We start from the raw sequence: 23235 nt of genomic DNA, 5'->3' as shown, positions 1-23235 counted from the left end.
ACTTTATCATTACAGTTCATTTGGCTAACATTACCTTCCGTTTAAGAATTTAATCATTTAAACGTATTATAAATTACATTACTATCTAATGCAATAAAGAAGTAGCACGAACTTTAAGTATAAATATAGAAAGTTTCATAAACAGCCATTTTCGATTTTCCAGATTTGTAAAAATGGCGGGTCTTTTTCCTGTAACAATTTCCAAATCCATTCCAGCTACAACCAGGGCAAACCCATGAAATTCACGAAGCCTATATCGGATTGTATCAAAAGCTTCCAACTCAAGTGATCCTGCTTTTCCTGTTTATCCTCCTACAGAAAAACGGGCGAAAGTTCCACTGTTATGAGAAAAAGACAGTCTTTGATATTTTGGGTGTTGTCTATGAGTATACCACTTCTACTTATCAGGTAACATAGTAAAAAGATTCAAACCCGTCAGGGTTTATTTGAAATGCCTACTTTTATACCATCTATAAACGATAATAAAATACTACGTGAAAAAATCGCATTTTGTATAAAAATATCCCTTAAGTTGATGGGTGTGGGGGCACCATACATGCCCATCAACTTAAGAGACTAATTGTTCCCCTAAATGAAAAAAATGAAACCCGTTAGGGTTTATTTCGTATGCAAATCTTTAAATCACCTACATATAATCTTTAGAAAAAGAAAATAATCTCTCTTAAAATTGACGTTGCATGAGCTTAGCTTGATGGTGATGGGGTGGTACCCTATTATGCAAAAGATAAAAAATTGGAAACCAATAGATGAAAAATAATAATTCCTTATTCAACTAACGCATGCATGAGTTAAACAACCTAAAGCTGCTTCGGTAGCCATTTTTTGTACCAACTGGCAGTTTAGTTTTCAATATGTGAAAAGGGATTCCTAAGTGATTAATTGAATACATATTTATTGTTTACTAATTTTGAGAGGCCCCACTATGGGAGATAAGCTTTACTGTATTGCTATCAAGTTCTTAATGAAGAAAGACTAGGAGCTTCGCACGGTTCTATAATAACTTATAGTGCTGCTTTGACGGGATCTCCTGTTAGTGAGATAGGGTATTTTTTAATTTATTTATTATAGTAACGTACCCGAAGAGGTTGATATGGTGACATATCAACAAACTGAGGTGGTACCACGAAATTGCAACTCTCGTCCTCAAGAATTATTTCTTTTGGGTGAAAGTTTTTTTATTATATAAGTTTCATTCTGTCATAATTTAAAGTTTTCGAGAGGAGAAATGATATGAATTCTATTTTATTAGATGTTCCGTTACAAATAGAAACAGACAGACTAATTCTTCGAGCACCACTTCAAGCTGGTGACGGGAATGTCGTACACCAAGCTATTAAAGATTCAATTAATGAGTTAAAACAATGGTTGCTTTTATTTCAGTCAATTCCTACTGTTGAAGAAACGGAAATTCTCCTGAGAAATGCCCATATAGATTTTTTGAAAAGAGAAAGCTTTCGCTATCTTATCTATCATAAGGATACTAATGATTTTATTGGAACTGCTAGCCTTCACGGAATTAATTGGAAAATTTCCAAATGTGAAATTGGATACTGGATTAATACGCAATTTAGTGGCAATGGATATATGACAGAGGCAGTAAGTGAGTTAACAAATCTTGGATTTCAGTTACTCAAATTTAGAAGGATTGAAATACGCTGTGAATCTACTAACACTAAAAGTCGTGCGATCCCTGAAAAACTAGGTTTTGAGCTTGAAGGGATATTACGTAATGAAGATCTTTCAGCTGACGGTAAAGAACTAACTGATACCTGCATCTATGCAAAGGTAAATTAGATTGAAATTTTAATACTCAATTGCGTCTGTGTACATAGTTTATTCCCCTTCTAATCCATTATTGTGATTTGTTTAGAACTATAGTACATCAATATGTTTAAAATGAAATGTACTGAAATGGGTATATTCTATTGTTACAATCATTTTATAAATAAATTACTTCATGAAGCTATAAAATTAGGACCGTACATATTAGACATATCTAAAATGTATGGTCCTTTTGTTTACTAGTGGTTCACTTAGCTAACCTAAAGATAAGTATGTGGTCCATTTACAATTTGAATTTCTTTGTAAGCTTCTTATATTTTCTATATGAACGTCTAACAATGTTTAACATGAAATACGGTATTTTAACAGGGAAAGGCAATTTATAAATGAAAGGCAAGTAAAAGGTGAAATATGCCTTTTCTAAGTCTCTCCACTTACTATCTTCTTTTGTTTTTAAGAAATCAGATACATCGACTACATATCCCCTTCCGTTTTCCATCATCACATTTTTTCCGTGAACATCACAAGGAGTTAATCCTTTCTCCCTTGCATACTCTATAGCTTCATTGATATCAAGGATTACCTGCTTAGGAATTTTAATCCCCTTATGAATAGCATCGTATAAGGTAATTTCTTTTAAACGTTTCAATACTATGAAATTTTCTCCTTTATATATAAGATTCGAATAAGAAGGATGATTTCCGATTCTTCGGTATACTTCTGACTCTTTTTCAATTCCTTCTCCTTCTCGCGCGTAAACTTTCACTACCCAATCTTTGTATTCTTTGTGCATAAATACTGCGGCATAATTACCTGTCCCTAAACAATTCCAAAGTCTAGGAATATCTTTAACTACTATAGGCTCGAATTCATCCTCACTTCTTATGCTTACCTCTTTTAGTAATTCGTCCTTTATCAATCTCACAAAACTATTTATACTCATCATTTCCACTCCGGTTTTGCTACAAGGGGTACTACCCCATACCCATCAAGTTAAGGAGTACCTTCTTCCCTAATACGAAAAAATGAGCAGACTTCACTAAGTAACTAACTTTAGCGAAATAAATTTTTCATTTAGGGGGGTACTTCAAAACCTTAAAATGGATATTCTACGCAAATATATATTATTGATACAATAAGTTATGTTAACTTCACATAATTATATTATACAAAAACTCAGCAAATACCGTTACAAAAAGTGTACAAGCCATATCTACTCTCTCTAAATAGTTTATTGCGAATCTATTTTAAGGAGAATTCTTACATCACAATTTCATAAATCTAAGGTTTCAAACTATTCATTACGAAAAAAAGACCGTATCACTACGGTCCTTTTCTCGCTCTTATGCAAACACTATGACTGTGTAACTTTATTAGAAACAAGTAGTTTTTCAATACATATAGGTAACATATCTAATAACGTTTCAAATGCGTAATTTACGTCCAGACGCTCCGTCCATTGATGTGCATCTTTTCCTACTGGTCCCATATTTAATACTGGAACGTCAAACTCTTCTAATTCCTGAAGTGGAATCGAATAACCTTTATCCCATAATGGCATATTGTCTACAAGAGAACTCATTGAATCCAATGGGTTTTGTAAGCCCACATAGCTTAAATCTGAAATTCCTCCAAAATAATTTTGGTTTTCAAATGTAATGCTATGATTATAGTGGGCATACTTTTCCATTTCTACAACTACCTCTTTAATGAAAGGATTGTTGCGTGAACTCACAGCTGGATAGTATGGCGGCGCAAAGAAAAGTACAATCATTGGAGCCTTTTCTTTACATAAGATAGATAATTTGTCTACTAAATCAATAGTTACTGCACGATCATCTTTATCTTCTCTATTTTTTATAATATCGGATTGAATTTCATCTATTTTTTCTCTTCCATGTTGTTCAATTGCATAAGCGATAAGCTCTTCATACGTTAATACATTTACTTTAAGATTCGGCGGTATGAACGGATTATACTTAGAAAAATGATACGCTCGCTCCTCATACGATTCTTCGATTTTCTCTGCTACTTTCGTTACTTTTTGGCGTAACAATGAAACTACATCTGTCATCGTTTTTTCTAGTAAAAACAAATTAAATAATGTGACTGCACGATGAGGAATTTGTACAGAATAATCCTCCTTTAAGTCTCTTTGCAGCAAGTTAGTTGGTGGAGGACTCGCTTCACCATCTACAATATCACAAAGGTCCGTATTCAACTCTAATTCAGCTGTTAATAATGCAGCCATATAGCTCCCATTTAATCCTGCAAAAGGTTCGCCTACATGTGTCTCTTTTCCATAGCAAAGGAAACCAGGTAACACCTTACCAATAGAACCAGTATAAATATACTTATTTTGGTCACCAGGATGTCTTGAAAACATAGGCTCTGAATTTAGGACCGTTTTATACTCTAAGTCATGTTCTTTTGCTAAGTCTAATAATCTTGGAACAGCAGCTCTCATCCCTACAGAGTTCACTTCTTCATCTGGAACAGCCAATAAAAGAACATTCCCATCAAATCTTCCTTCACAAGCTTGCTCAACCATCGCCATTTGTAAAGCTAGACCACATTTCATGTCCATCGTTCCTCTACCAAATAGCCAATCTCCTTGTTCAATATCTTCACGTACATGATCTGGTAGCTCATCTTTATGAGAATAAAACATAGATGTTAATTTTTTAGGGTTAAATGCATCTTCTTTCCACACTCCATAATCTTGTACATCTACAACATCAAAGTGACTAACAAGAATTACGGTATTTTTCGTACTATCGCTTTTCTTTACTAGAGCTGTAACAAAATATCGTCCATCCCCCGTCGGATTTTTTTGTAAATGATGCGGATTTTGTTTGAAATACTGTAAGTCAGATAATTGTTCTACAACAAAGTCTGGCAATATAACTTCAGCTTCTGAACCTGTAATACTAGGAATTTCAACAAGATTGCTTAATAATTGAACCAATTGTTCTTTAGATTGCCACTTTGACATATAAATCCCCCTATTTTTCCGCATTATGAAAATCAATTCCAATATATGAATAAAAAATGACGACAGCTATCAAAATTATAATTCTGATGTACTGCCGATTTTTACTGATATTTCATGAGCTGCTTGTTTTACCTTACTAATAAGAAAAGATAGTCGATCATCATTAATTCGATGACTAATTAACCCAACACTTAATGCTCCTACTACTTTATGATTAAATCCTATAATAGGTGCAGCTACTGAAGCTGTCCCCTCTGTTTTTTCACCATAACTCACAGCATATCCTTCATTTCTTATCTGCTTTATTTGATCGAAAAGAATTTGCTTTTGTTCTGGTAAAGAAGAAAGTAAATGTTCTACAATGTGTTCCATTTCATTCGTGTTCATATTGGCAAGCATCGTTTTATTTGCGGCTCCAATCGAAAGTGGAATCTGCTCCCCTAAGTTATCGATAACTCGAATTTTTAAAGGGCTATCAATTCTTTCAATGATAATAGAATGTGTTCCATTTGGAATGTTCAAATAAACACTTTCTTCAACTTCTGAGGCCAAACGCTTCATCACTTCTCTTGCAACAGATCTGTAGTCTACCTTCTCCAATTGACGTAATCCTATTTCCATCCACATTGGTCCAATCTTGTACTGTTTTGTTTCTGAAATTTGCGTAACTAATCCATGCTCCATTAAAGAGTTCAGTAACCTATGTACTGTACTAACCGGGAGATGTGTTCTATCAGCTATATCAGAAATAGCCCAATACTCTTTTTCATTTGTAGAATTCAGTAACTTAATAATACCTATCGCTCGATCAATGGACTGTACCATAACTCGCCTCAACTTTACTTGTAGTATGTTTAGCCTAATTACCTATCAATTTATCAAAAATTCAAACTGAAATCAATTAATTTATTTAATTTTCTAAAAATAGAGATATAACACTATCAAAAAATGAAAACGCAAACAAAAAAATATTGACTTTTCTTTTTAATTATCTGAAAATTAGAACAAGATTTCACATCACGGAATACATTCCATAATACGGAAAAACATCAATTTTCATACTACCAATTATGAAAGTGAGGAAAACAATGACGCAAGTAAACAATACAAACAATGAATTAAAGCGCACGATGAAAGGTAGACATTTATTCATGATTGCACTCGGTGGTGTGATTGGAACGGGGTTATTTAACGGATCTGGTTTTATTATAAGTCAAGCTGGACCTGGTGGATCCGTACTTGCCTTTATGGCCGGTGGATTATTAATGTATCTCGTTATGCTATGTCTTGGTGAGCTTGCTGTAGCAATGCCAGTTTCAGGTTCCTTCCAGGAATATGCCACTAAGTTCATCAATCCCGCAACTGGGTTTACCATCGGATGGTTGTATTGGCTAAGCTGGGCGAATACGACTGGTCTTGAATTTACCACTGCTGGTATTACAATGCAGCGATGGTTTCCTGATATTCCTGTCTGGGTTTGGTGTTTAATATTTGGTGTTACAATATTCACTATTAACGCATTATCCGCTCGTAGTTATGCAGAAACAGAATTTTGGTTCTCAAGTATAAAAGTATCTGCCATTATTGCTTTCATTATTCTTGGCGGCGCCGCTATGTTCGGCTTTATTGATTTAAAAGGAAACGAACCCGCTCCGCTTCTTTCAAATTTCGTAAATCATGGTGGTTTATTCCCAAATGGACTTGCCGCTATCTTATTAACAATGGTTACAGTCAATTATTCCTTCCAAGGTACAGAACTTGTTGGAATCGCAGCAGGTGAAAGTGAAGATCCAGCAAAGACTTTACCTCGTTCTATTAGAAATATAATATGGCGCACGATGTTTTTCTTCGTCTTAGCAATCTTTGTTCTCGTGGCTTTAATTCCTTGGGAAGAGGCAGGATTAACAAAGAGTCCGTTTGTTGCTGTATTTGATAATATAGGTATTCCATATGCAGCTGATATTATGAACTTTGTTATTCTTACTGCTGTTCTTTCTGTCGCAAACTCAGGACTGTACGCTGCAACTCGAATGCTTTGGTCATTATCAAAAAATGATATGGCTCCAGCCTTTTTAAAGAAATTATCATCACGAGGAATACCTTTAAACGCTTTAATCTTAACGATAGCTATTTCTGCTTTTTCTCTTTTGACAAGCGTTGTAGCTGCTGAAACTGTTTACTTATGGCTCATTTCAATTTCTGGAGTCATTACAATTATTGTTTGGATGTCAATTTGTGTTTCTCAATTCTTTTTCCGTAAACATTATTTAGCCGACGGTGGAAAATTAGAAGACTTAAAATTTAAAACTCCACTTTATCCTCTTGTACCAATTCTTGGTTTTGGATTGTATGGCATTATATTAATAAGTCTTATCTTTATCCCAAGTCAAAGACTAGGAATCTATTGCACTGTACCATTTATCATTTTTTGCTACACCTACTATCACTTTAAGATTAAGAAAAGAATTGCTAATAACACTCATACAGAGACTAAAATTAGCGAAACTTCGTAATACTGTACTATATTTAAAAGACCGTACATTGCTTTTACTTTGTGATAAGAACCATAATTTTGCCGTTTGGCAAGCTTATGGTTCTTTTTATTTGCGGCAAACATATGCTTCCAGGATTTGAAGAATATTTTTAATATCGCTTTTAAATAAAGTCACGGTGTTTATAAAAAAGGCGCGATGTTTTGTCCCTTTGGATCTGTTTATCTAAAGAGATGTTTTTATAGTGAAAAGAAGATCTGAACTGAAAGGCGGATTAAGAAACTGCTGAGTAGCAATAAAGTTACTCCACTAAAGGGCCAGATTGTTGAAGAACGTTTTCAGGCAATTAGATTATTCAAGTTTGAATAGATCATTGAGATTGCGAAGGTTTTCACCTAAACTGACGGGGCAGTAATACTCAATTAAAAATAATGGTAAAGTTAGTGAAAAGAAGAAGGATTGAAAATCGTATAGATTCATTCATTTTAATACATTTTAAGTTTTTGTTTGGCGAGGTATTTGAGAAGTAAGAATGATTTCATCAAAAAAACCATTGGAGCTCCAACCCGTTTTTATATGACTATTTTTCCAGACCCAATTTAACATCATAACAAATTACAAATAAACAGTCTATACTTTTGGTTAGATTTTTTATATAGTTTGATTGACAGCAAAACCTAAGAAAAGGGGTGTTATTCATTGAGAATCACTTGTCACCTTGATCAATCTGATTTACAGGAGTATATGCAAAAAGTCTTTGGTACCAGTTATTTGGTTTCTAGTGTAACGAAAATGCATGGCGGTGCACAAAAGGTAGTCTATAAGATTGACTGCAGCAATGGATTTTCCTGCGTTCTGTATGTTTGGGATCTTACCATGAATTATTTTCAAGAAGAAATAGCAAACGGAGATATACATGAGCACTCCTATAGTAGTGATTTATTTGAATTAAATAACAAGTATTTAATCCAACAAGGAATTCAAACTCCCCTTCTATATGATCTGAATAAGGAAAGAAACCGTTATCCTTATGATTATGCTCTCGTTGAATATGTAAATGGACAAAAGGCAGAAGTTTATTTTCAACATTCCGATTCATGTGTTAAAGATAAAGTGTTTCAGCGGATAGGAGATATGCTGGCAGACATGCATGCCAACGAGAGACTTACTCATGGGAGAGCGAATCAAAGTGGGATCAACACGGAAAAATGTCATCACTTGCAAATGAAGAATGCAAAAAAAGATTTAGATTACGCATGCCAACATATTGACAGCATCAGGGCTAGTCATAGCAATCTACTCGATACATTGTACGAGCTTGAATCAAAAATTGAACCAAGAAGTCGTTATGGATTTATACATGGGGAACTCGGCCCTGATCATGTATTAATTAATGACAAACTAGAACCTTATTTGATTGATATCGAAGGCGCCGAGTTCTTTGATATTGAGCATGAGCACAGTTTTTTGCAGTTTCGATTTGGGGATTATTATCGATATTTAAAGAATGATACTCTCGACCCCAACAGGATGTTATTCTATCGATTCCATCATCATATATCCTTAACTTCAGGCGGGTTGAGATTGCTTCACAGAGGATTTCCGAATCAACAATTTGCAAAAGATCTAACCGATCACCATTCCCGTTGTGCACTGCGTTTTATTGAAGGTTGAACTTATGTCATTAAAAATTTAAAGATAGATAGGAGTTAAATACAATGATAAAAGGTTTCGGAGGAATATTTTGGAGAACTAAAAATCTTGATGTTATAAAAAAATGGTACAGTGAAGTGTTGAAAATTGAAATAGAAAATTGGAACGGGACTGTGATTAAACCCGAATTAGGAACTGAGACTATCTTTTCTTTCTTCACTGAAAATGACAATTATTTTCCAACAGAACAACAAGTGATGTTAAATTTCCAAGTACATAATCTAAACGAGACTATTCAGCATCTTGAACATATTGGTGTACCTCTTGAAAAGAAAGAAGAGATTAGTGAATTTGGAAAGTTTATTTGGATTAAAGATCCTGAAGGTCGATTGATTGAGCTGTGGGAGAAATAGCCGGTTACAATCATTTGCTATTAAGCTAACAAGTGCTTTAGTTCAATAAAAAAAGTTGATTCCTTTGAAGTGCACCTTCGTTTATTAGACACAGTCTAACAATCGGAGGTGCACTTTTTTATGGATTAAAACTTCTTAGTGTTGTAAATTCGCATTTTCCTGTGTGTTAGCTATTGATAACCCTCTTTCCTCCATCATTTGCACCAGGTTACGGAAGCTCAAATTGTACCGTAGATACCATCTTACTGTTAATAAGATTAGTTCAGACTGATAATGCTTCCATTTAAACAAATTTTCCTTTTCCATACTTATCACGCACCTGTTTTAGAGTCATACTTTCAATATGTCCAAGCTTAAGAGATTACTTGCAAGGGTCTTGAATTTTTCGCACCAGAACCATAAAAAGTCATCCTATTATTTCTAAAAATTGTATAAAAATATTGTCCCACACACAAGATTAAGTGGCCTTATATATCTAAATTAAAAAATAACCCATACTTCATTGACAATCACCTTAAATATCTGAATTTTCCATATATTAAAGGATATTACTCAAACAACCTCGAATAATTGTAATAAATATACATAAGGAGGTTGAGCTATTTTGTTTCGTTCATTTACAAATGGATGTGTTGCCCTTGTGCAGCGTTTCTTACCAGAACCGTTTATTTTATCATGTTTATTAACTGTTTTCGTTATCTTCTTCGGTATGTTTGCAACGAGCCAAACACCTGTAGAAATGATTAATCACTGGGGTAATGGAATTTGGGGACTTCTCGCTTTTTCTATGCAAATGGCTCTTGTACTCGTGACAGGATCTGCATTAGCAAACGCTCCTCTTATTAAAAAAGGATTAACGAGAGCAGCGAAATTACCGAAAACAAATGGACAAGGTATTATTGCTATTTCAATCGTAAGTTTACTAGGAGCATACATAAACTGGGGATTTGGTATTGTTGTATCGGTTTTATATGCAAAAGAAGTGGCCAGACAGTTAGAAGGATTAGATTATAGGTTAGCAATTGCTTCTTCCTACTCTGGATTTCTCATTTGGCATGCAGGCCTTTCTGCTTCTATCCCTCTTACGTTAGCAACTGGCGGCGAAACGTTAATTAAAACGACAGCTGGAAGTATTAAAGAAGCGATTCCAATAACAGAAACGTTATTCTCACCATACGCACTCGTGCCAGTTATTATTTTTCTCGTTACGATGCCTCTCATTAACCGGGCCATGCATCCAGATGAAAAACATACGATAACTGTAGATCCTAGCGTATTCCATGAAGAAGCTGCCGCTCAAGAAGTAGGGAACAATACGTTCGCTGAAAAAATGGAAAATAGTATGATTATTACACTTTGCATCGGATTATTAGGTCTTATTTATATTTTTAACTATTTTAGTACGAAAGGCTTTAACCTTACACTTGATATCGTTATTTTTATGTTATTAATTGCCGGTCTTATTTTCCACCGTACTCCTATCCAATATATTCGCGCTTTCTCTGACTCAACTAAGAGTGCTTCAGGTATTTTACTTCAGTTTCCGTTCTATGCTGGAATTATGGGGATGATGATTGGAGTAAATAGTGAAGGTCTTTCGCTTGGAGGAGCTATTTCTACTTTCTTTATTAGTATTTCAAATGAAACCACATTCCCGCTCTTTACATTTTTAAGTGCTGGCATTGTAAATATTTTCGTTCCATCTGGAGGCGGTCAATGGGCAGTGCAAGCACCAATTATGATTCCAGCTGGCGCTGAACTTGGTGTACCTGCCGCGAAAACAGCGATGGCAATTGCATGGGGCGATGCTTGGACAAATTTAATTCAACCTTTCTGGGCATTACCGGCATTAGCGATAGCTGGTTTAAGCGCGCGTGATATTATGGGATTTTGTGTTGTTAACTTACTATATGCAGGATTTATCATTAGTCTATGTTTCTTATTTATTTAAACGAAAAGCTAGTTTTATACTAGCTTTTTTATATAATAAATCATTCATTATCTATACAGCTTATTACCTTCCTCCACTCTACCTCTACATGATTTAATGCTTCATATGTAAACAAATCTTCACATACTTTTTCAATCATATGAGGATTGTTCTTAAGGAAATTCCACTGCAATACTCCAGGGAGAACATACGTTTCATATTCTTTACTTCCCTTTATTACCTCATCAACTTCTCTTTCACAAATCCCTCTTATTAAATAATCATTTCTTAATTGTATTTGAATTTGTTGAAACGTTTCGCTGTATTTCTTCAATTGGACTAAACAATTAATATACGTACGCAAAAGTTCGTCATCACAATTGCAACACTTTATAATACGATCGATTTCATTCATAATGTACGAGCCGCTTCTTCTATTTGTAACAGCCATTTTTCACGCTTCTCTTGTTTACTCGTTTTCACAGATTGAAAAGCAGAACGTTTTATATCGCGAATACCACAAAAACGTAAAACCCCTCTTTTCATCATAATCCAATCCGCTGATCGATATAATAGGGCCACGTACCATAACGGTGAGTCTAACGTATTAATAACCCATGCTTTCTTTCCTTTAAATAAGCCTTTCGGTAATGACCCCTCATATTTATAAGCAAATCCAGCTACAAAAATACGATCGATAAATCCTTTTAAAATAGCAGGCATGCCCCACCACCATATCGGATATATGAAAAGAAGAATATCCGCTTTCTGCACTAATTCTCTATATCGCTTCGTCTCTTCTTCATTTAGTAAATCACGTCTTTTCTTCTCTTCATTAAATACAAGCACTGGATCAAATTGTTCTTTATATAAATCAAGTAGCGTAACAGAGTGATTTGTTTTCTCAAGTCCTTTTTGCACATGCTCTAAAATTGCCCCATTAAAGCTTGAAGGATTAGGGTGAGCATATATAATTAGTACGTTCATTACAAAACAACTCCCTCTTTAGTTAAAGTTTCCCCTTCTTTAACATCGTCTCTACAATTTGCACATTTTTCGAACTTTGTAACAAACGATTTAATACTGTTAGTAACTCTTCTTTTTCTAGACCTTTCAATTGCTCTTTAACTGTACCCTCACCAGCACCTTGAATTTCATACACAACTGCCGCCATATGTTTACAATAATTTTCATAAGGACACTCACAGCTACTTTCTGCAAAATCTTCAAGATCAATAATCACTTCATAATTCCCTGCATTTCCAGTAACGAACGCAGATACTTTCTTGTCGTGTATTTCAACATCTTCTACATGTCCCTCTTCATAATATTCATATCCTCTATCTATAATGTACTTTGGAATCCATTTCATTATATCTTTTAATAAGTAAGCGTACATAACAACACCTCTTCCTCTAATTCCCTTTTGACTTCCAAAATCCTGCATGTTATTCTAATAACTGTCAAGTAGCGAGTCTACGTGACAAAACGACTGACACCTATTCGGCGGAGGTGTCTCTTTTCATTTGCAGCCGATATGAAGTGCCTCTTTCAGGCACATTCAATCTTTGACACTACACACTCAACACCATTCCCTTGTATCAGGCTGCTTTAGCAGTCTTTTACGCTACATACTTTGTTATTTCAAGAAAAAAAGAGAGCCTAGCTCCCTTTTCCCGCTTTATAAAATACCCCTTTTTCAGCATAGCGATATTCATCATCAGCTAAAGTAATTTTCCCATCCAGTTTGAGTTCATCTAATAGTCTTGATAAATAAAATTGATGTAACATTTTTTTAGTGAATTTTCCTTCATGATGCGAAACGATATGTTCTTGAATATCTAACAATGATATTGGCTTATCTTGCTCTATCATATATTCATAAACTGTACTACGCAGTTTTACGTATTTTTCGAGTGTCACAGTACTTCGCAACCCCTTTCTTCTTATTATATGTTTTCGTAATCGGTTTTTTTGCAACAAAAAAACCTCTCCGATAAGAAGAAGTTACGTATATCTTCGTCTTATCTCCCAGAACAAATATGTTCTGCTGGAATTAGCACCTGCATCGCGGTTGCTGGGTTTCATCGGGCCAGTCCCTCCACCTCTCTGGATAAGAAAATATTCACTTTAAATTTAACTATACGTAATTTTATTATAATTGTCAAATAAATATAAAAAACTATATTTTCTTCTTTATTGTTCATACTACAAAAAGATGTACAAAAGGAGGCTACTACTTTGAAAAAGAATGCTCGTGGATACGTACAAGATTCTTTTCATTCCTTACAAGAAGCGAAACATTGTTTAGAAGATGCATTACAAACTGTTGAAGAAGATTTTAATCGCGCACGTATTGAACAATCCCTTTACGCTGTAGAGCAAGCATTACAAAGATGCGATTATACCGTTCACATTTTAGAACAAGAATGAAAACTTCCCATCAAAAAATGGGAAGTTTTTTTCAAATGGCATACTTCATCATTATTACCGTTATTATAAAAAAATATACAGAATTAACAATTTCTAAAATCCCTACTTTTAATATAGAAATCTTTTTGCCATACAACATAATGGCCCGAATTACACTTGGTAAAAATATGAGTGAACACCATGGATTTATAGCAAATACAATTACCGTTAATACAATATGGTATCCCCAAGATATAAAACGATACTTCGGATTATTTTTTTCACGAATCATCGTTTTCACATAAAACGTACTTCCTAAAAAATATAGAAATGAAATAAGCGCAATGAATAATGCTGTTTTATCTATGAATTTCACGGAGAAATAATAACTGATTAAACCACCTATACAAAACACTATAATCGCACAAACATCATTTAGTAATGCTCGTTCATTTTTTTGACGAGCGTAATACATATTTACAATAAACAATGGAATCATTAATACTGCGAATAAAAGAATTCGCCATTCATATAATAAAGAAATCATCCCAAATATAAATGCAATGATAAAATAAACAATTGCGGCGTGTAGAAATTCTTTTTTTCGTCTTTGCCTTATGTACATGAGAAATGGATACGTGGCTAGATAGATAAAGAACCAGGCTAAAAACAATGGGATATGATAAAAAGTAGGTTTACCAAGTAATACACTTAATAGAAATGGGATGACAAGCATCGCCCATGCTCCATGTTGCTTCGGAATAACTAACTTCATTAACTATACACCTCCCTCTTGAAAATAATTCTCACCTACTATTATACAAATAATTTCATATAATAACGGATATATATTGAATCTATTTTTTGACAATAAAAAATGCTTCTTACAATATGTAAGAAGCATGAAAGAGGCAAACGAATATGTAAGTCGCGACCCTACCTTATATGAGTATGCTTTTCTATGTCACGTTATGCTCATCTAATATACCGTATTTCTTTTTAAATCTTGTGAGGATCGTAATCCATGACGTACTAAATAACAGAAGGAAAATAACATTCGATATCGCGTGACTAAGATCGAAAGAAAAACTTGCGACATAGTAAGCAATAACTGTTTCCCACGTTGCTTCCTGTATAAAACCAAGAAGACCCCAAAAATTCATAATCCAGCCAAATAGAAATCCAACGGCAAATCCGTACAACAATCTTCCCCACAGTTTTTTCATTAAAAATGTATTACGTAATAGTCCTGCTATAAACCCGATCATGCCCCAAGAGAACATTTGCCACGGCGTCCACGGACCTTGTCCTAAAAAAATATTAGATACAATAGCCGCCGTTGCCCCAATCATAAAGCCAGTTTCACTCCCAAAAACAATTGCAGAAACGATAATGACAAAAGAAGTCGGTTGTACACTTGGTAAAATAGAAAATGGTACCCGGCTAACCGCTGCAATCGCGGCTAACACAGCAACGATAACAATTTCACGTGAAACAAACGCCTTCCTTTCAAAACGAACATAGAAAGGTAACATAATGACAGCTAATAAAAACAAACTACTTACCATGTAATACCCGTCCATAATAAAAGTCGTAAAGAGTAGTGTACATATTACAACAGCAAAAATAAATATTATGAATGCAACATATCGTTTGGACACGCTTCGTACACATCCTCCCACGTTAATGCAAATGGCAACTCTCTACGGATGAATCGATTAATAGATGTTGTATAAAAGAAGTTACCACTAAAGAACTCCTTCGGTGCATCATTCATAATGACTTTCCCGTCAAATAACATCATGCACTGATCAACGTATTTCGCTGCAAACTCAATATCATGCGTTGCCATTACAATTGTTGTACCTTCTTTTTGCAACTGTTTAAATAGCTCTCCTACTCTTTCCTTTTTCCATGGATCTAGTCCCTTTGTCGGCTCATCGAGTAATAATAAAGTTGGCTTTGATAATAACGTTGTACATAATGCGAGTAATTGTTGCTCTCCTCCGCTACAATCATGTGGATGGCGCTCTTTAAGTGAATCTAACCAGAACTTTTTCAACATTTCTTCTGCTATTGTTTTTCCCTCTTCACCATATAATTCACGCGCACGCTCATAAACCTCTTCCCATACTGTATCAAAAGTAAAATGATAGTACGGATGTTGCGATACGTACCCTATACTTTTAAATCGTTCTTTCGAATCAATTTTATGTACCACTTTCCCATTCCAATTTACCTTACCTCTTCTAGCTTTTTGCAATCCTGCTAAAATCGTTAACAGTGTAGACTTCCCTGTTCCGTTTTTCCCAACTAGAGCTGTCCATTTTCCCTTTTCGATGTTCACTGTTAAATCTCGTAAAATAAGTGGACTATTTTTTTCATATTGAAAAGATATATGTTCTGCACTTAAAATTACTTCTTGCTTTTCATATTGTTCTACTTGCCCATTCCTATATGATATCGCTGAAAAATCATTCATTTTCATTTGTGCTTCTCGCACTGTAAATGGAATCTCTTTCACATTCCACTCTAAAAACAATCTTGGAATTTGCGGAATGAATGGACGAAACTTTTCTACTTCCCACATGTTCGCTATCACACTTTTAGAAGTACCATCATAAATGATTCTGCCATTATCCATACAAACAACGCGTGTTGCGAGCGGTATAACTTCATCTAAACGATGTTCACTTAAAATAATCGTAATTCCAAGTTCTTCATTAATACGTTTTAATAATCCTAAAAACTCTTTCGCAGCAATCGGATCTAGTTGTGCTGTCGGTTCATCCAGTAATAATAGTTTCGGCTGCATGACTAACACCGCAGCTAAATTTACAAGTTGTTTTTGACCACCAGATAAAGTATGAACAGATTGATGTAATAAATCTTGAAATCCCAAAAAGCTAATGAGTTCCGCTATTCTTTGTTGAATAATATGTGATGGTAATCCGATATTTTCTAAAGAGAATGCTAATTCTTGAATAACGGTATCCATTACGATCTGATTTTCTGGATTTTGAAATACCATACCAATTTCTTGGGCAGATAATAAATCTGGTACTTCTTCTAATAAAGCACCATCATAATATGTATGTCCAGAACGCGTGCCAATTGGAAGTAACTCCTTTTTAAAATGTTTTAATAAAGTTGTCTTCCCAGAACCTGAACCGCCAGCAAGTACTATAAATTCTCCTTTTTGAACAGAAAGAGAAATATGCTGTAACGCTTCTTCATTTTCATCAGTATATATAAATGATAAATTCTTCATTTCTGCATGCGCCACCATATCCATTCCCTTCCTTCCATCATAATTGGTAAACTAACAAACATCATAAATAATATAAACATAATTCCATCGTATTGCTGGAACAGTATTGATTCCACTTTCGGATAGATAATCAATTTCCCTCCGCCATAATAACTAAATATAAATGAAGTTATTAATAGAAAAACTAAATAACTTAGCGTATACAAATCACGTCTTTCCATTCTATATCGAATATATGTCGTACGCTTCGTTACACCAAACCCACGAGCTTGCATAGAATCTGCTGTTTGTAGTGCATCTTCTAACGAACAAACTAATAACACTTGCAGTAATTTCATTCCATTTTTTATACGCTCAATGAGTGAACCTGAATCTAATTGCACACCTTTCGTTTTTTGGACGAGTGTAATTTTCTTTAACCGCCTAATAAACAAAGGAACAAACCTCACTGTAATCATCGTTAACAATGCAACTTTCGGTGAAATTCTTGAAAATAAATATAAAAATTTATGACTCGAAATAATATCGTTATAAGAAGCAAACATAAACATAATCGCAACTAATAATAATCCCATAACAAGTCCATACATACAGGCCTCAAGCTTAATTCGGCTATCTCCTAACCAGAATAAAGTAGTTGCACCTCTATGTGTTAATAAAGAATTAAATAAAATTACCATAAGAAAGAAAACGATTGTACCCGGTAACATCTTTCTTATCTTTTCGCTATTCCCTTGCATGATATTTATAATAAGGATTAGTATAATCGCTCCAATTAAAAAAAGAGGATGAAGACACATCATACATAGTATCATCACCCCAATATAATAGAAAAAATTCACAAAAGGATGTAAAGAAGAAAAGCTTATTTTCATAGTCCTTTACCGAAGATCCTTTCTTAATTTAGTATACATACACCCACTCGACTTTATCTCCAGGCTTAACTGTAACTACACCTGCGCTACGGTTCGGAAATGCACCGTTCACACGATATTTCCATCCACTATTATCATTTACATCTTTTTCATATAAGTTTTCAATACCTTTTACATAAATATCACCTTTAGAGCCCATTGCATCAACATCTAATCCTGTACTCTTTAACACACTGTAAACTGTATCGCCTTCTTGAACATCAACCTTTTTCGCACCTAATAAGTACCCTTCATTTCCTTTTACGGAGATAGTAACTTGTTTTGCTTTAGGTACTGGTGGTGGCGGTGGTGGCGGTACCGGTGTTGGTACTGGCGGAGCTGGTATGTTTTTCTCCTCTTTATTCGGGTCTACTTTTTGCTCCTGCTTTGGTGTTTCTTTCGGCTGATTAACAACCTTTGCTTCTTCTTTAACCTCTGGCGCTTTCGGCTGCTGGGGTTTCTCTTCTTGTACTTTTTGTTGCTCTGGTTGTTTATTTGCAGCAGGCTGTTCCTTTTGTTTCTCTTCTTTCTTTACTTCAGGTTGTTCCTGCGCTTTTTCTTCTTTCGGTTTCTCTTCTACTTTTTGTTCTTGTTTATCTTTCTGCTCTTCTTGTTGTTTCTGTTCCGGTTCCGGTTCAGCTTGCTTCTCTTCCGGTTTCGGTACATCTTTTTGTTCTTCCTGTTTCGCTACTTCTTTTTGCTCTTCTTGCTTCGGTTCTGCCTTCTTCTCAGGTTTTACAGCCGTTTCTTCACATCCGGCTAATAATCCCAATGAAAGAACTAAAGAAATGAACCATTTCATCTTACTCATGCTGTCCCTCACCTTTCATATTAAAGTGAAACTTTAATGAGTGGAGATTTTGTTCATCCCCACTCATTATTAGCCCTCACTTTTATAATAAAATTAGGAGCAAATGATTGCTCCTAATTTTTGTTAAGCTGCTTTACGTCTCCATAATACATATGCAGAAGCGATACATAATACACCCATACCTACTTGTGTTGCTGCACTATGAGAAGATGCTCCTGTTTGTGGTAATTGATTCTTATTCTTGTTTGTTTCTTTATTAACTCGTTCGTTATCTACAACAACTTTTAGATTTTCATCTTTTGGTTGTTTTTGTAACTCTTCTTGTTGTTTCGGCTGTTCTACAACTTCTTTTTCTTCTACAGTTGTCTCTGGCTCTACAATTGGTTTCGTATCAATTTCATTCTCTACTACATTTGACCAATCATAAATCGATTTCCCGAGATCTTTAAACTGAAGTAACGCTAAAAATGCTTGCTCTGTAGCCATTCCGCTACCTTTTTGATCACTTGGTAACCATTTGAACTCACCATTTGGAAGCTGGTATGACATTAAATTTTGTACTGCTTTATTAAGACGATCGTGATCTAAATCTTTAACTAGCGATAGTCCAATAATTGCTTGTGCAGTACTATTAGAATTCTCTTGTCCATCAGCGGCAAAACCACCATTACCTAGCTGCTGCTTGTATAAATAATCAACAGCTTTTTGAATAGCTGGCTTTACATCTGCTTGATCTTGATAAGGAGCTAATGCTGCTAATACCATACTTGTTACATCAACGTTACTAGCACTTTCTTTACTACTTGAACTATCATATGTCCAGCCACCGTCTGTATGCTGCGCTTGTAAAAGTGCTTGTACTAAAGCAGCTCGATTCCATTTTGCTTCGGCCGGAATCTCATATTTCTTTGTATCTAATGCAAGTAATGTAAATGCGTATCCTGTAACAGAATTCACTTTATCTGATTCAAATAAATTTTGTACTAAATTTTGTCCCTCTACCTTTGTAGGATCAACATTCATTGCATTCATCATAATAATCGTTCTAGCTAAATCTGTTGCTGAAAAACGATTTAAACGCTTCTTAACCTTTTCAGCTACTGGCTTAACATAGTTTATTTTCGTTTCAAGCGGAACATTTACACCTGAACGAGCAAGTCCAATCGCAACCCAATCACTACCAATTCCATCTTGTAACATCTTTTCTGACGTTTTAGAAATCGCTTCGTTTAATTGTGCTGCTGGAATTTCGACTTTTTCTTGCTTTGGTTGTTCTGTTACTTTATCTTCTGGTTTACCATCTGGCTTTTCTGTTTTCGGTTCTTCTGGCTTACCATCTGGCTTTTCTGTTTTCGGTTCTTCTGGTTTATCATCTGGCTTTTCTGTTTTCGGTTCCTCTGGTTTACCATCTGGTTTTTCTGTTTTCGGTTCCTCTGGTTTTGGCTCTTCTACAGTTTTACAAGTGCCAAATTTATCTAACGTTTGTTGCAACGTTTGTTGACTCATATTGCTCCAGTCTGCAACGTAACGAAATGCAACAACATCCCCAGACTCTAATTTATAACTATCCGCCCCAACTTCTGCAGATTTATCATTTACATCATACAACCAACCGCTCGTTGCTCCGGCCATTAATCCATCGATGCCCTTTATATACGTTCCAAATGACATACTTTCAGATGTTACTTTGTCACCCATAACTTTTTGTAGCAAACTAAAAGCTGTTTCTCCATCTTCAATGGAAACTTCTTTCGGACATAACATAATTCCTTTTTGTGATTCACCAATAATTGCAAGTTTCGCTGTCTTTCCTTCAGCAAACGTAATATGTACTGTATTCGCAAAAGAAACAAATACAAGTGCCACTGCCATTAATGATGTAAGCAGCCATTTCTTTAACATTGCCATCCCAAAATTCCCTCCCTTTACTAACATTCACACAAAAAAAGACCCTTTAAGGGCATGCGGTTGACACTCTCTTTTTGTAAGTGTCGAACAAAAATGTACAACACCTCCTACCCGCATTATTCGCGGCTATATTTGTATAGGAAAAATAATTTCGTTTATGAACGCACCATTGTGATAACATTCACTTTTCTAGGCAAAATTTACTCCCTTTTCAAGTCATCCCGCTATTCGCCGAGCAGTAAGACCCCCACCTCAAATTCAGCGAAAGCAAAGAAGTTAGGTGGGGATCAACTGCCCGTAAATGCCCGATTGGTGAAGGTTAATAATCAGTGGGGATGAACAAAATCCCCACTGATTAAAGTTTCACTTTATCGTAAATCGATAAACCTATACATTCTGTAATTTTTAAATTCTGTATTATTTTACTATTGACAAAGAATTTTGTCCATGCTTTATCGGATTTATTTTCTAAGAATAATAGCTTAATAGCCTTCCATTATTAGAAGTCATCCCTCACTATGTAAGCTTTTATCACTAACAATAATTCCATCTTCATCTACATAAACATATTCATTCGGTTTCCATTCAACTTCACCAAATTGCACCGGAATATTTCTTTCTCCTTTTCCTTCTTTTACACTTCTATTTGGCATTGTCCCTAACGCTACAATACCAATATTAATATTTTTTAATTCACTAGAATCACGAACATACCCATTTACAATAATTCCTGCTAAGTTTCTTTCTTCCGCAATAGCGGCCAAATTATCACCGAGTAACGCACAATTTTTAGAAGCTCCGCCATCAACAACTAATACTGTACCTTCCGGCAGTGTTTGTAACCCCTCTTTTACTAGCACATTATCATCCTTCACTTTTACCGTTGCGATTTTCCCATAGAATTGTTTTTTCTTCCCGAAAGACCGAAAAGACTGGCGACATATTTGTAATTCCTTTTCAAATTCATCACATAGATCCGTAGTTTTCCACATCTCTTTCCCTCTTTTCTTTTCCTTTTATATTACATATTCTTGGATTTTTTTCGTTTCCCTGTCAAACGTTGCAAGAATTTGTATGTGCAGAAAAAGGATAGAAAAACTATTGCCTTAAGAAGCCACCTTTATTATAATCTATTTCACAGATAAATTTCAGAATATTAAAAATTAACCAGGTGAAAAAGGAGGGGTTTTATGCAATTACAGACCGAGGTAAAAAAACAGCCGAGTAAACGAAAGTTTAAAATGCCTGACGCGTACGTACTACTATTTTTTATCGCCTTACTTTGTGCCATTGCTACATATTTCGTTCCTGCTGGAGAATTTAAAAGAGTTACAAACGGTACTGTTACAACGACAATACCAGGAAGTTATCATTCTGTTCCACAATCGCCGGTAGGGTTTGTTTCTTTTTTTACCGCTATTGAAAAAGGAATGACACTTGCTGCTCCGATCATCTTCTTAATTTTATTTACAGGTGGAGCTATTGCGATTCTTGAAAAAACAGGTGCTCTTGACGGTTTAATCTATCATGTGATTAACAAATTTCGTAATCAGCAATTACTTTTCATTTGCATTGTCGCCGCACTCTTTTCTATTCTCGGCACAACTGGCATTATCGTTAACTCAGTTATTGGCTTTATCCCCATCGGCATCATCGTTGCGCGCACATTAAAATGGGACGCTATCGTCGGCGTAGCAATTATTTATTTAGGCACTTATGCTGGTTTTAATGCTACTATTTTATCTCCCTCACCTTTAGGCATTTCACAAAAAATCGCAGAACTCCCGATGTTTTCAGGAATTGGTTTACGTACGGCAATTTATATCTCTTTTTTAATTGCTACCATTTTGTATATTAATTGGTATGTAAAACGCTTAAAAAAATCGAATAAAGGAAGCATACTCGGAGATAACTGGTTTCCAAGTAATGCTCTTTCAAGTGAGAAAGAAACAGGGAAAACAGAAGTTCCTTGGACAATACGTCATAAATTAATTTTATTCGTTTCAGCTTTATCATTAATTGCATTTTTAATAGGCGCTTTTCGTCTACATTGGACGGACGCAGAAATGACCGCTACTTTTATATTCATAGCAATTACAGCGGGAATAATAGGTGGTATGAAAGCAAACGATATCGCTTCTACTTTTCTAGCAGGCTGCCAAAATCTCATATACGGTGCTTTGATCGTCGGAATGGCTCGTTGTATTTCAGTCATTTTAGAACAAGGCAAATTACTTGATACAATCGTTAATCAACTCGCACAGTCTCTCGAAGGACATAGCCCTGTATTTGGCGTTCTCGGCATGTATGTAAGTAGTGCCGCATTACATTTCCTCATTTCATCCGGGACAGGAGAATCTGTTATTTTCATTCCGATATTAGCTCCATTAGCCGATTTCATGCATATTACACGCCAAGTTACAGTACAGGCTGTTATGCTTGGAGAAGGTGTAGTGAACTGCCTCAATCCAACTTCCGGTGTTTTAATGGGCGTTCTCGCAGCGAGCGGCATTTCTTATGGAAAATGGATTCGCTTCATGGCTCCACTTGCATTCATTTGGTTTATCATTGGACTTATTTTTCTTATTGTTGGCGTGAATATTGAGTGGGGACCGTATTAAAAGACTCATATT

At 35.1% G+C, this 23235-nt stretch carries 22 protein-coding genes, 1 pseudogene and 1 riboswitch; of the genes and pseudogenes, 7 read left to right on the top strand and 16 right to left on the bottom strand.

Annotated features, from left to right (window positions below; genetic code table 11):
- Positions 1-85 precede the first annotated feature (85 nt).
- On the bottom strand, positions 86-280 hold the full coding sequence (locus B5P42_RS13400; RefSeq protein ID WP_113734394.1) for a hypothetical protein: 195 nt from the start codon (positions 278-280) through the stop codon (positions 86-88).
- A 971-nt stretch (positions 281-1251) separates the two neighbouring features.
- Between B5P42_RS13400 and B5P42_RS13395 the strand changes: the two genes are divergently transcribed.
- Positions 1252-1815 carry a GNAT family N-acetyltransferase gene (locus tag B5P42_RS13395; RefSeq protein WP_113734393.1) on the top strand — a complete coding sequence of 188 codons (564 nt, stop codon included), beginning with the start codon at positions 1252-1254 and terminating at the stop codon, positions 1813-1815.
- 271 nt (positions 1816-2086) lie between these two features.
- On the opposite strand, the gene B5P42_RS13390 is transcribed toward B5P42_RS13395, so the two are convergent.
- From B5P42_RS13390 to B5P42_RS13380, 3 genes are all read right to left on the bottom strand, one after another.
- Positions 2087-2755, bottom strand: a complete 669-nt coding sequence (locus B5P42_RS13390) for a protein kinase family protein (RefSeq protein ID WP_113734392.1) — start codon at positions 2753-2755, stop codon at positions 2087-2089.
- 402 nt (positions 2756-3157) lie between these two features.
- Complete coding sequence (locus tag B5P42_RS13385) at positions 3158-4798, bottom strand: M20/M25/M40 family metallo-hydrolase (protein WP_113734391.1); 1641 nt, start codon at positions 4796-4798, stop codon at positions 3158-3160.
- A 75-nt stretch (positions 4799-4873) separates the two neighbouring features.
- On the bottom strand, positions 4874-5623 hold the full coding sequence (locus B5P42_RS13380; RefSeq protein WP_002128249.1) for an IclR family transcriptional regulator: 750 nt from the start codon (positions 5621-5623) through the stop codon (positions 4874-4876).
- 263 nt (positions 5624-5886) lie between these two features.
- Between B5P42_RS13380 and B5P42_RS13370 the strand changes: the two genes are divergently transcribed.
- From B5P42_RS13370 to B5P42_RS13360, 3 genes are all read left to right on the top strand, one after another.
- A complete protein-coding gene (locus B5P42_RS13370) occupies positions 5887-7311 on the top strand; it encodes an amino acid permease (protein ID WP_044443369.1) in 1425 nt (474 codons plus the stop codon).
- Between the two features lie 723 nt (positions 7312-8034).
- The gene (locus B5P42_RS13365; protein ID WP_113734399.1) at positions 8035-8964 is read left to right on the top strand and encodes a phosphotransferase; all 930 of its coding nucleotides are present in this window, start codon (positions 8035-8037) and stop codon (positions 8962-8964) included.
- 44 nt (positions 8965-9008) lie between these two features.
- Entirely contained in the window at positions 9009-9356 is a 348-nt protein-coding gene (locus tag B5P42_RS13360) for a VOC family protein (RefSeq protein ID WP_002013943.1), read from the top strand.
- A 162-nt stretch (positions 9357-9518) separates the two neighbouring features.
- Here the strand turns inward: B5P42_RS13360 and B5P42_RS13355 are convergent.
- Positions 9519-9662, bottom strand: a pseudogene (locus B5P42_RS13355) (IS6 family transposase); the annotation flags it as partial.
- Positions 9663-9960: 298 nt separating this feature from the next.
- On the opposite strand from B5P42_RS13355, the gene B5P42_RS13350 reads away from it, so the two are divergent.
- Complete coding sequence (locus B5P42_RS13350) at positions 9961-11307, top strand: short-chain fatty acid transporter (RefSeq protein WP_002128252.1); 1347 nt, start codon at positions 9961-9963, stop codon at positions 11305-11307.
- Between the two features lie 40 nt (positions 11308-11347).
- Here B5P42_RS13350 and B5P42_RS13345 read toward each other — a convergent pair whose 3' ends face one another.
- The 4 genes from B5P42_RS13345 to B5P42_RS13330 form a co-directional block, all read right to left on the bottom strand.
- Positions 11348-11701, bottom strand: a complete 354-nt coding sequence (locus B5P42_RS13345; RefSeq protein WP_113734390.1) for a group-specific protein — start codon at positions 11699-11701, stop codon at positions 11348-11350.
- Positions 11698-12273, bottom strand: a complete 576-nt coding sequence (locus B5P42_RS13340) for an NAD(P)H-dependent oxidoreductase (protein WP_113734389.1) — start codon at positions 12271-12273, stop codon at positions 11698-11700. Before B5P42_RS13340 ends, B5P42_RS13345 begins: the two co-directional genes overlap by 4 nt.
- Before the next feature lie 22 nt (positions 12274-12295).
- Complete coding sequence (locus B5P42_RS13335; protein ID WP_113734388.1) at positions 12296-12733, bottom strand: SWIM zinc finger family protein; 438 nt, start codon at positions 12731-12733, stop codon at positions 12296-12298.
- 215 nt (positions 12734-12948) lie between these two features.
- Positions 12949-13269 carry a hypothetical protein gene (locus B5P42_RS13330; RefSeq protein ID WP_002110869.1) on the bottom strand — a complete coding sequence of 107 codons (321 nt, stop codon included), beginning with the start codon at positions 13267-13269 and terminating at the stop codon, positions 12949-12951.
- A gap of 38 nt (positions 13270-13307) precedes the next feature.
- A riboswitch (SAM riboswitch) is annotated at positions 13308-13406 on the bottom strand.
- Positions 13407-13527: 121 nt separating this feature from the next.
- Between B5P42_RS13330 and B5P42_RS13325 the strand changes: the two genes are divergently transcribed.
- Positions 13528-13719: a hypothetical protein gene (locus tag B5P42_RS13325; protein WP_002084448.1), complete on the top strand. Its 192-nt coding sequence runs from the start codon at positions 13528-13530 to the stop codon at positions 13717-13719.
- A 31-nt stretch (positions 13720-13750) separates the two neighbouring features.
- Here B5P42_RS13325 and B5P42_RS13320 read toward each other — a convergent pair whose 3' ends face one another.
- The 7 genes from B5P42_RS13320 to rraA all read right to left on the bottom strand — a co-directional run bounded on the left by B5P42_RS13320 (position 13751) and on the right by rraA (position 21594).
- A complete protein-coding gene (locus B5P42_RS13320) occupies positions 13751-14473 on the bottom strand; it encodes a YwiC-like family protein (RefSeq protein WP_113734387.1) in 723 nt (240 codons plus the stop codon).
- Positions 14474-14657: 184 nt separating this feature from the next.
- On the bottom strand, positions 14658-15359 hold the full coding sequence (locus tag B5P42_RS13315) for an ECF transporter S component (RefSeq protein WP_088031816.1): 702 nt from the start codon (positions 15357-15359) through the stop codon (positions 14658-14660).
- Positions 15332-16993, bottom strand: a complete 1662-nt coding sequence (locus B5P42_RS13310) for an ABC transporter ATP-binding protein (protein ID WP_113734386.1) — start codon at positions 16991-16993, stop codon at positions 15332-15334. Before B5P42_RS13310 ends, B5P42_RS13315 begins: the two co-directional genes overlap by 28 nt.
- On the bottom strand, positions 16966-17844 hold the full coding sequence (locus tag B5P42_RS13305) for an energy-coupling factor transporter transmembrane component T (RefSeq protein WP_113734385.1): 879 nt from the start codon (positions 17842-17844) through the stop codon (positions 16966-16968). Before B5P42_RS13305 ends, B5P42_RS13310 begins: the two co-directional genes overlap by 28 nt.
- 28 nt (positions 17845-17872) lie before the next feature.
- Positions 17873-18694: a DUF4430 domain-containing protein gene (locus B5P42_RS13300; protein WP_113734384.1), complete on the bottom strand. Its 822-nt coding sequence runs from the start codon at positions 18692-18694 to the stop codon at positions 17873-17875.
- A gap of 123 nt (positions 18695-18817) precedes the next feature.
- On the bottom strand, positions 18818-20602 hold the full coding sequence (locus tag B5P42_RS13295; RefSeq protein ID WP_113734383.1) for a DUF4430 domain-containing protein: 1785 nt from the start codon (positions 20600-20602) through the stop codon (positions 18818-18820).
- A 506-nt stretch (positions 20603-21108) separates the two neighbouring features.
- Positions 21109-21594, bottom strand: a complete 486-nt coding sequence (rraA, locus tag B5P42_RS13290) for a ribonuclease E activity regulator RraA (protein ID WP_002013954.1) — start codon at positions 21592-21594, stop codon at positions 21109-21111.
- Positions 21595-21792: 198 nt separating this feature from the next.
- Here rraA and B5P42_RS13285 point away from each other — a divergent pair, with 198 nt between their 5' ends.
- Positions 21793-23223 (top strand): YfcC family protein, encoded by a 1431-nt coding sequence (locus B5P42_RS13285; protein WP_113734382.1) that lies wholly within the window; start codon positions 21793-21795, stop codon positions 23221-23223.
- Positions 23224-23235 lie beyond the last annotated feature (12 nt).

The organism is Bacillus sp. SRB_331 (assembly GCF_003264175.1).
GTDB lineage: Bacteria > Bacillota > Bacilli > Bacillales > Bacillaceae_G > Bacillus_A > Bacillus_A mycoides.
The sequence above is the reverse complement of the archived record's forward strand: the minus strand, read 5'-3'. Positions and strand labels throughout refer to the sequence as shown.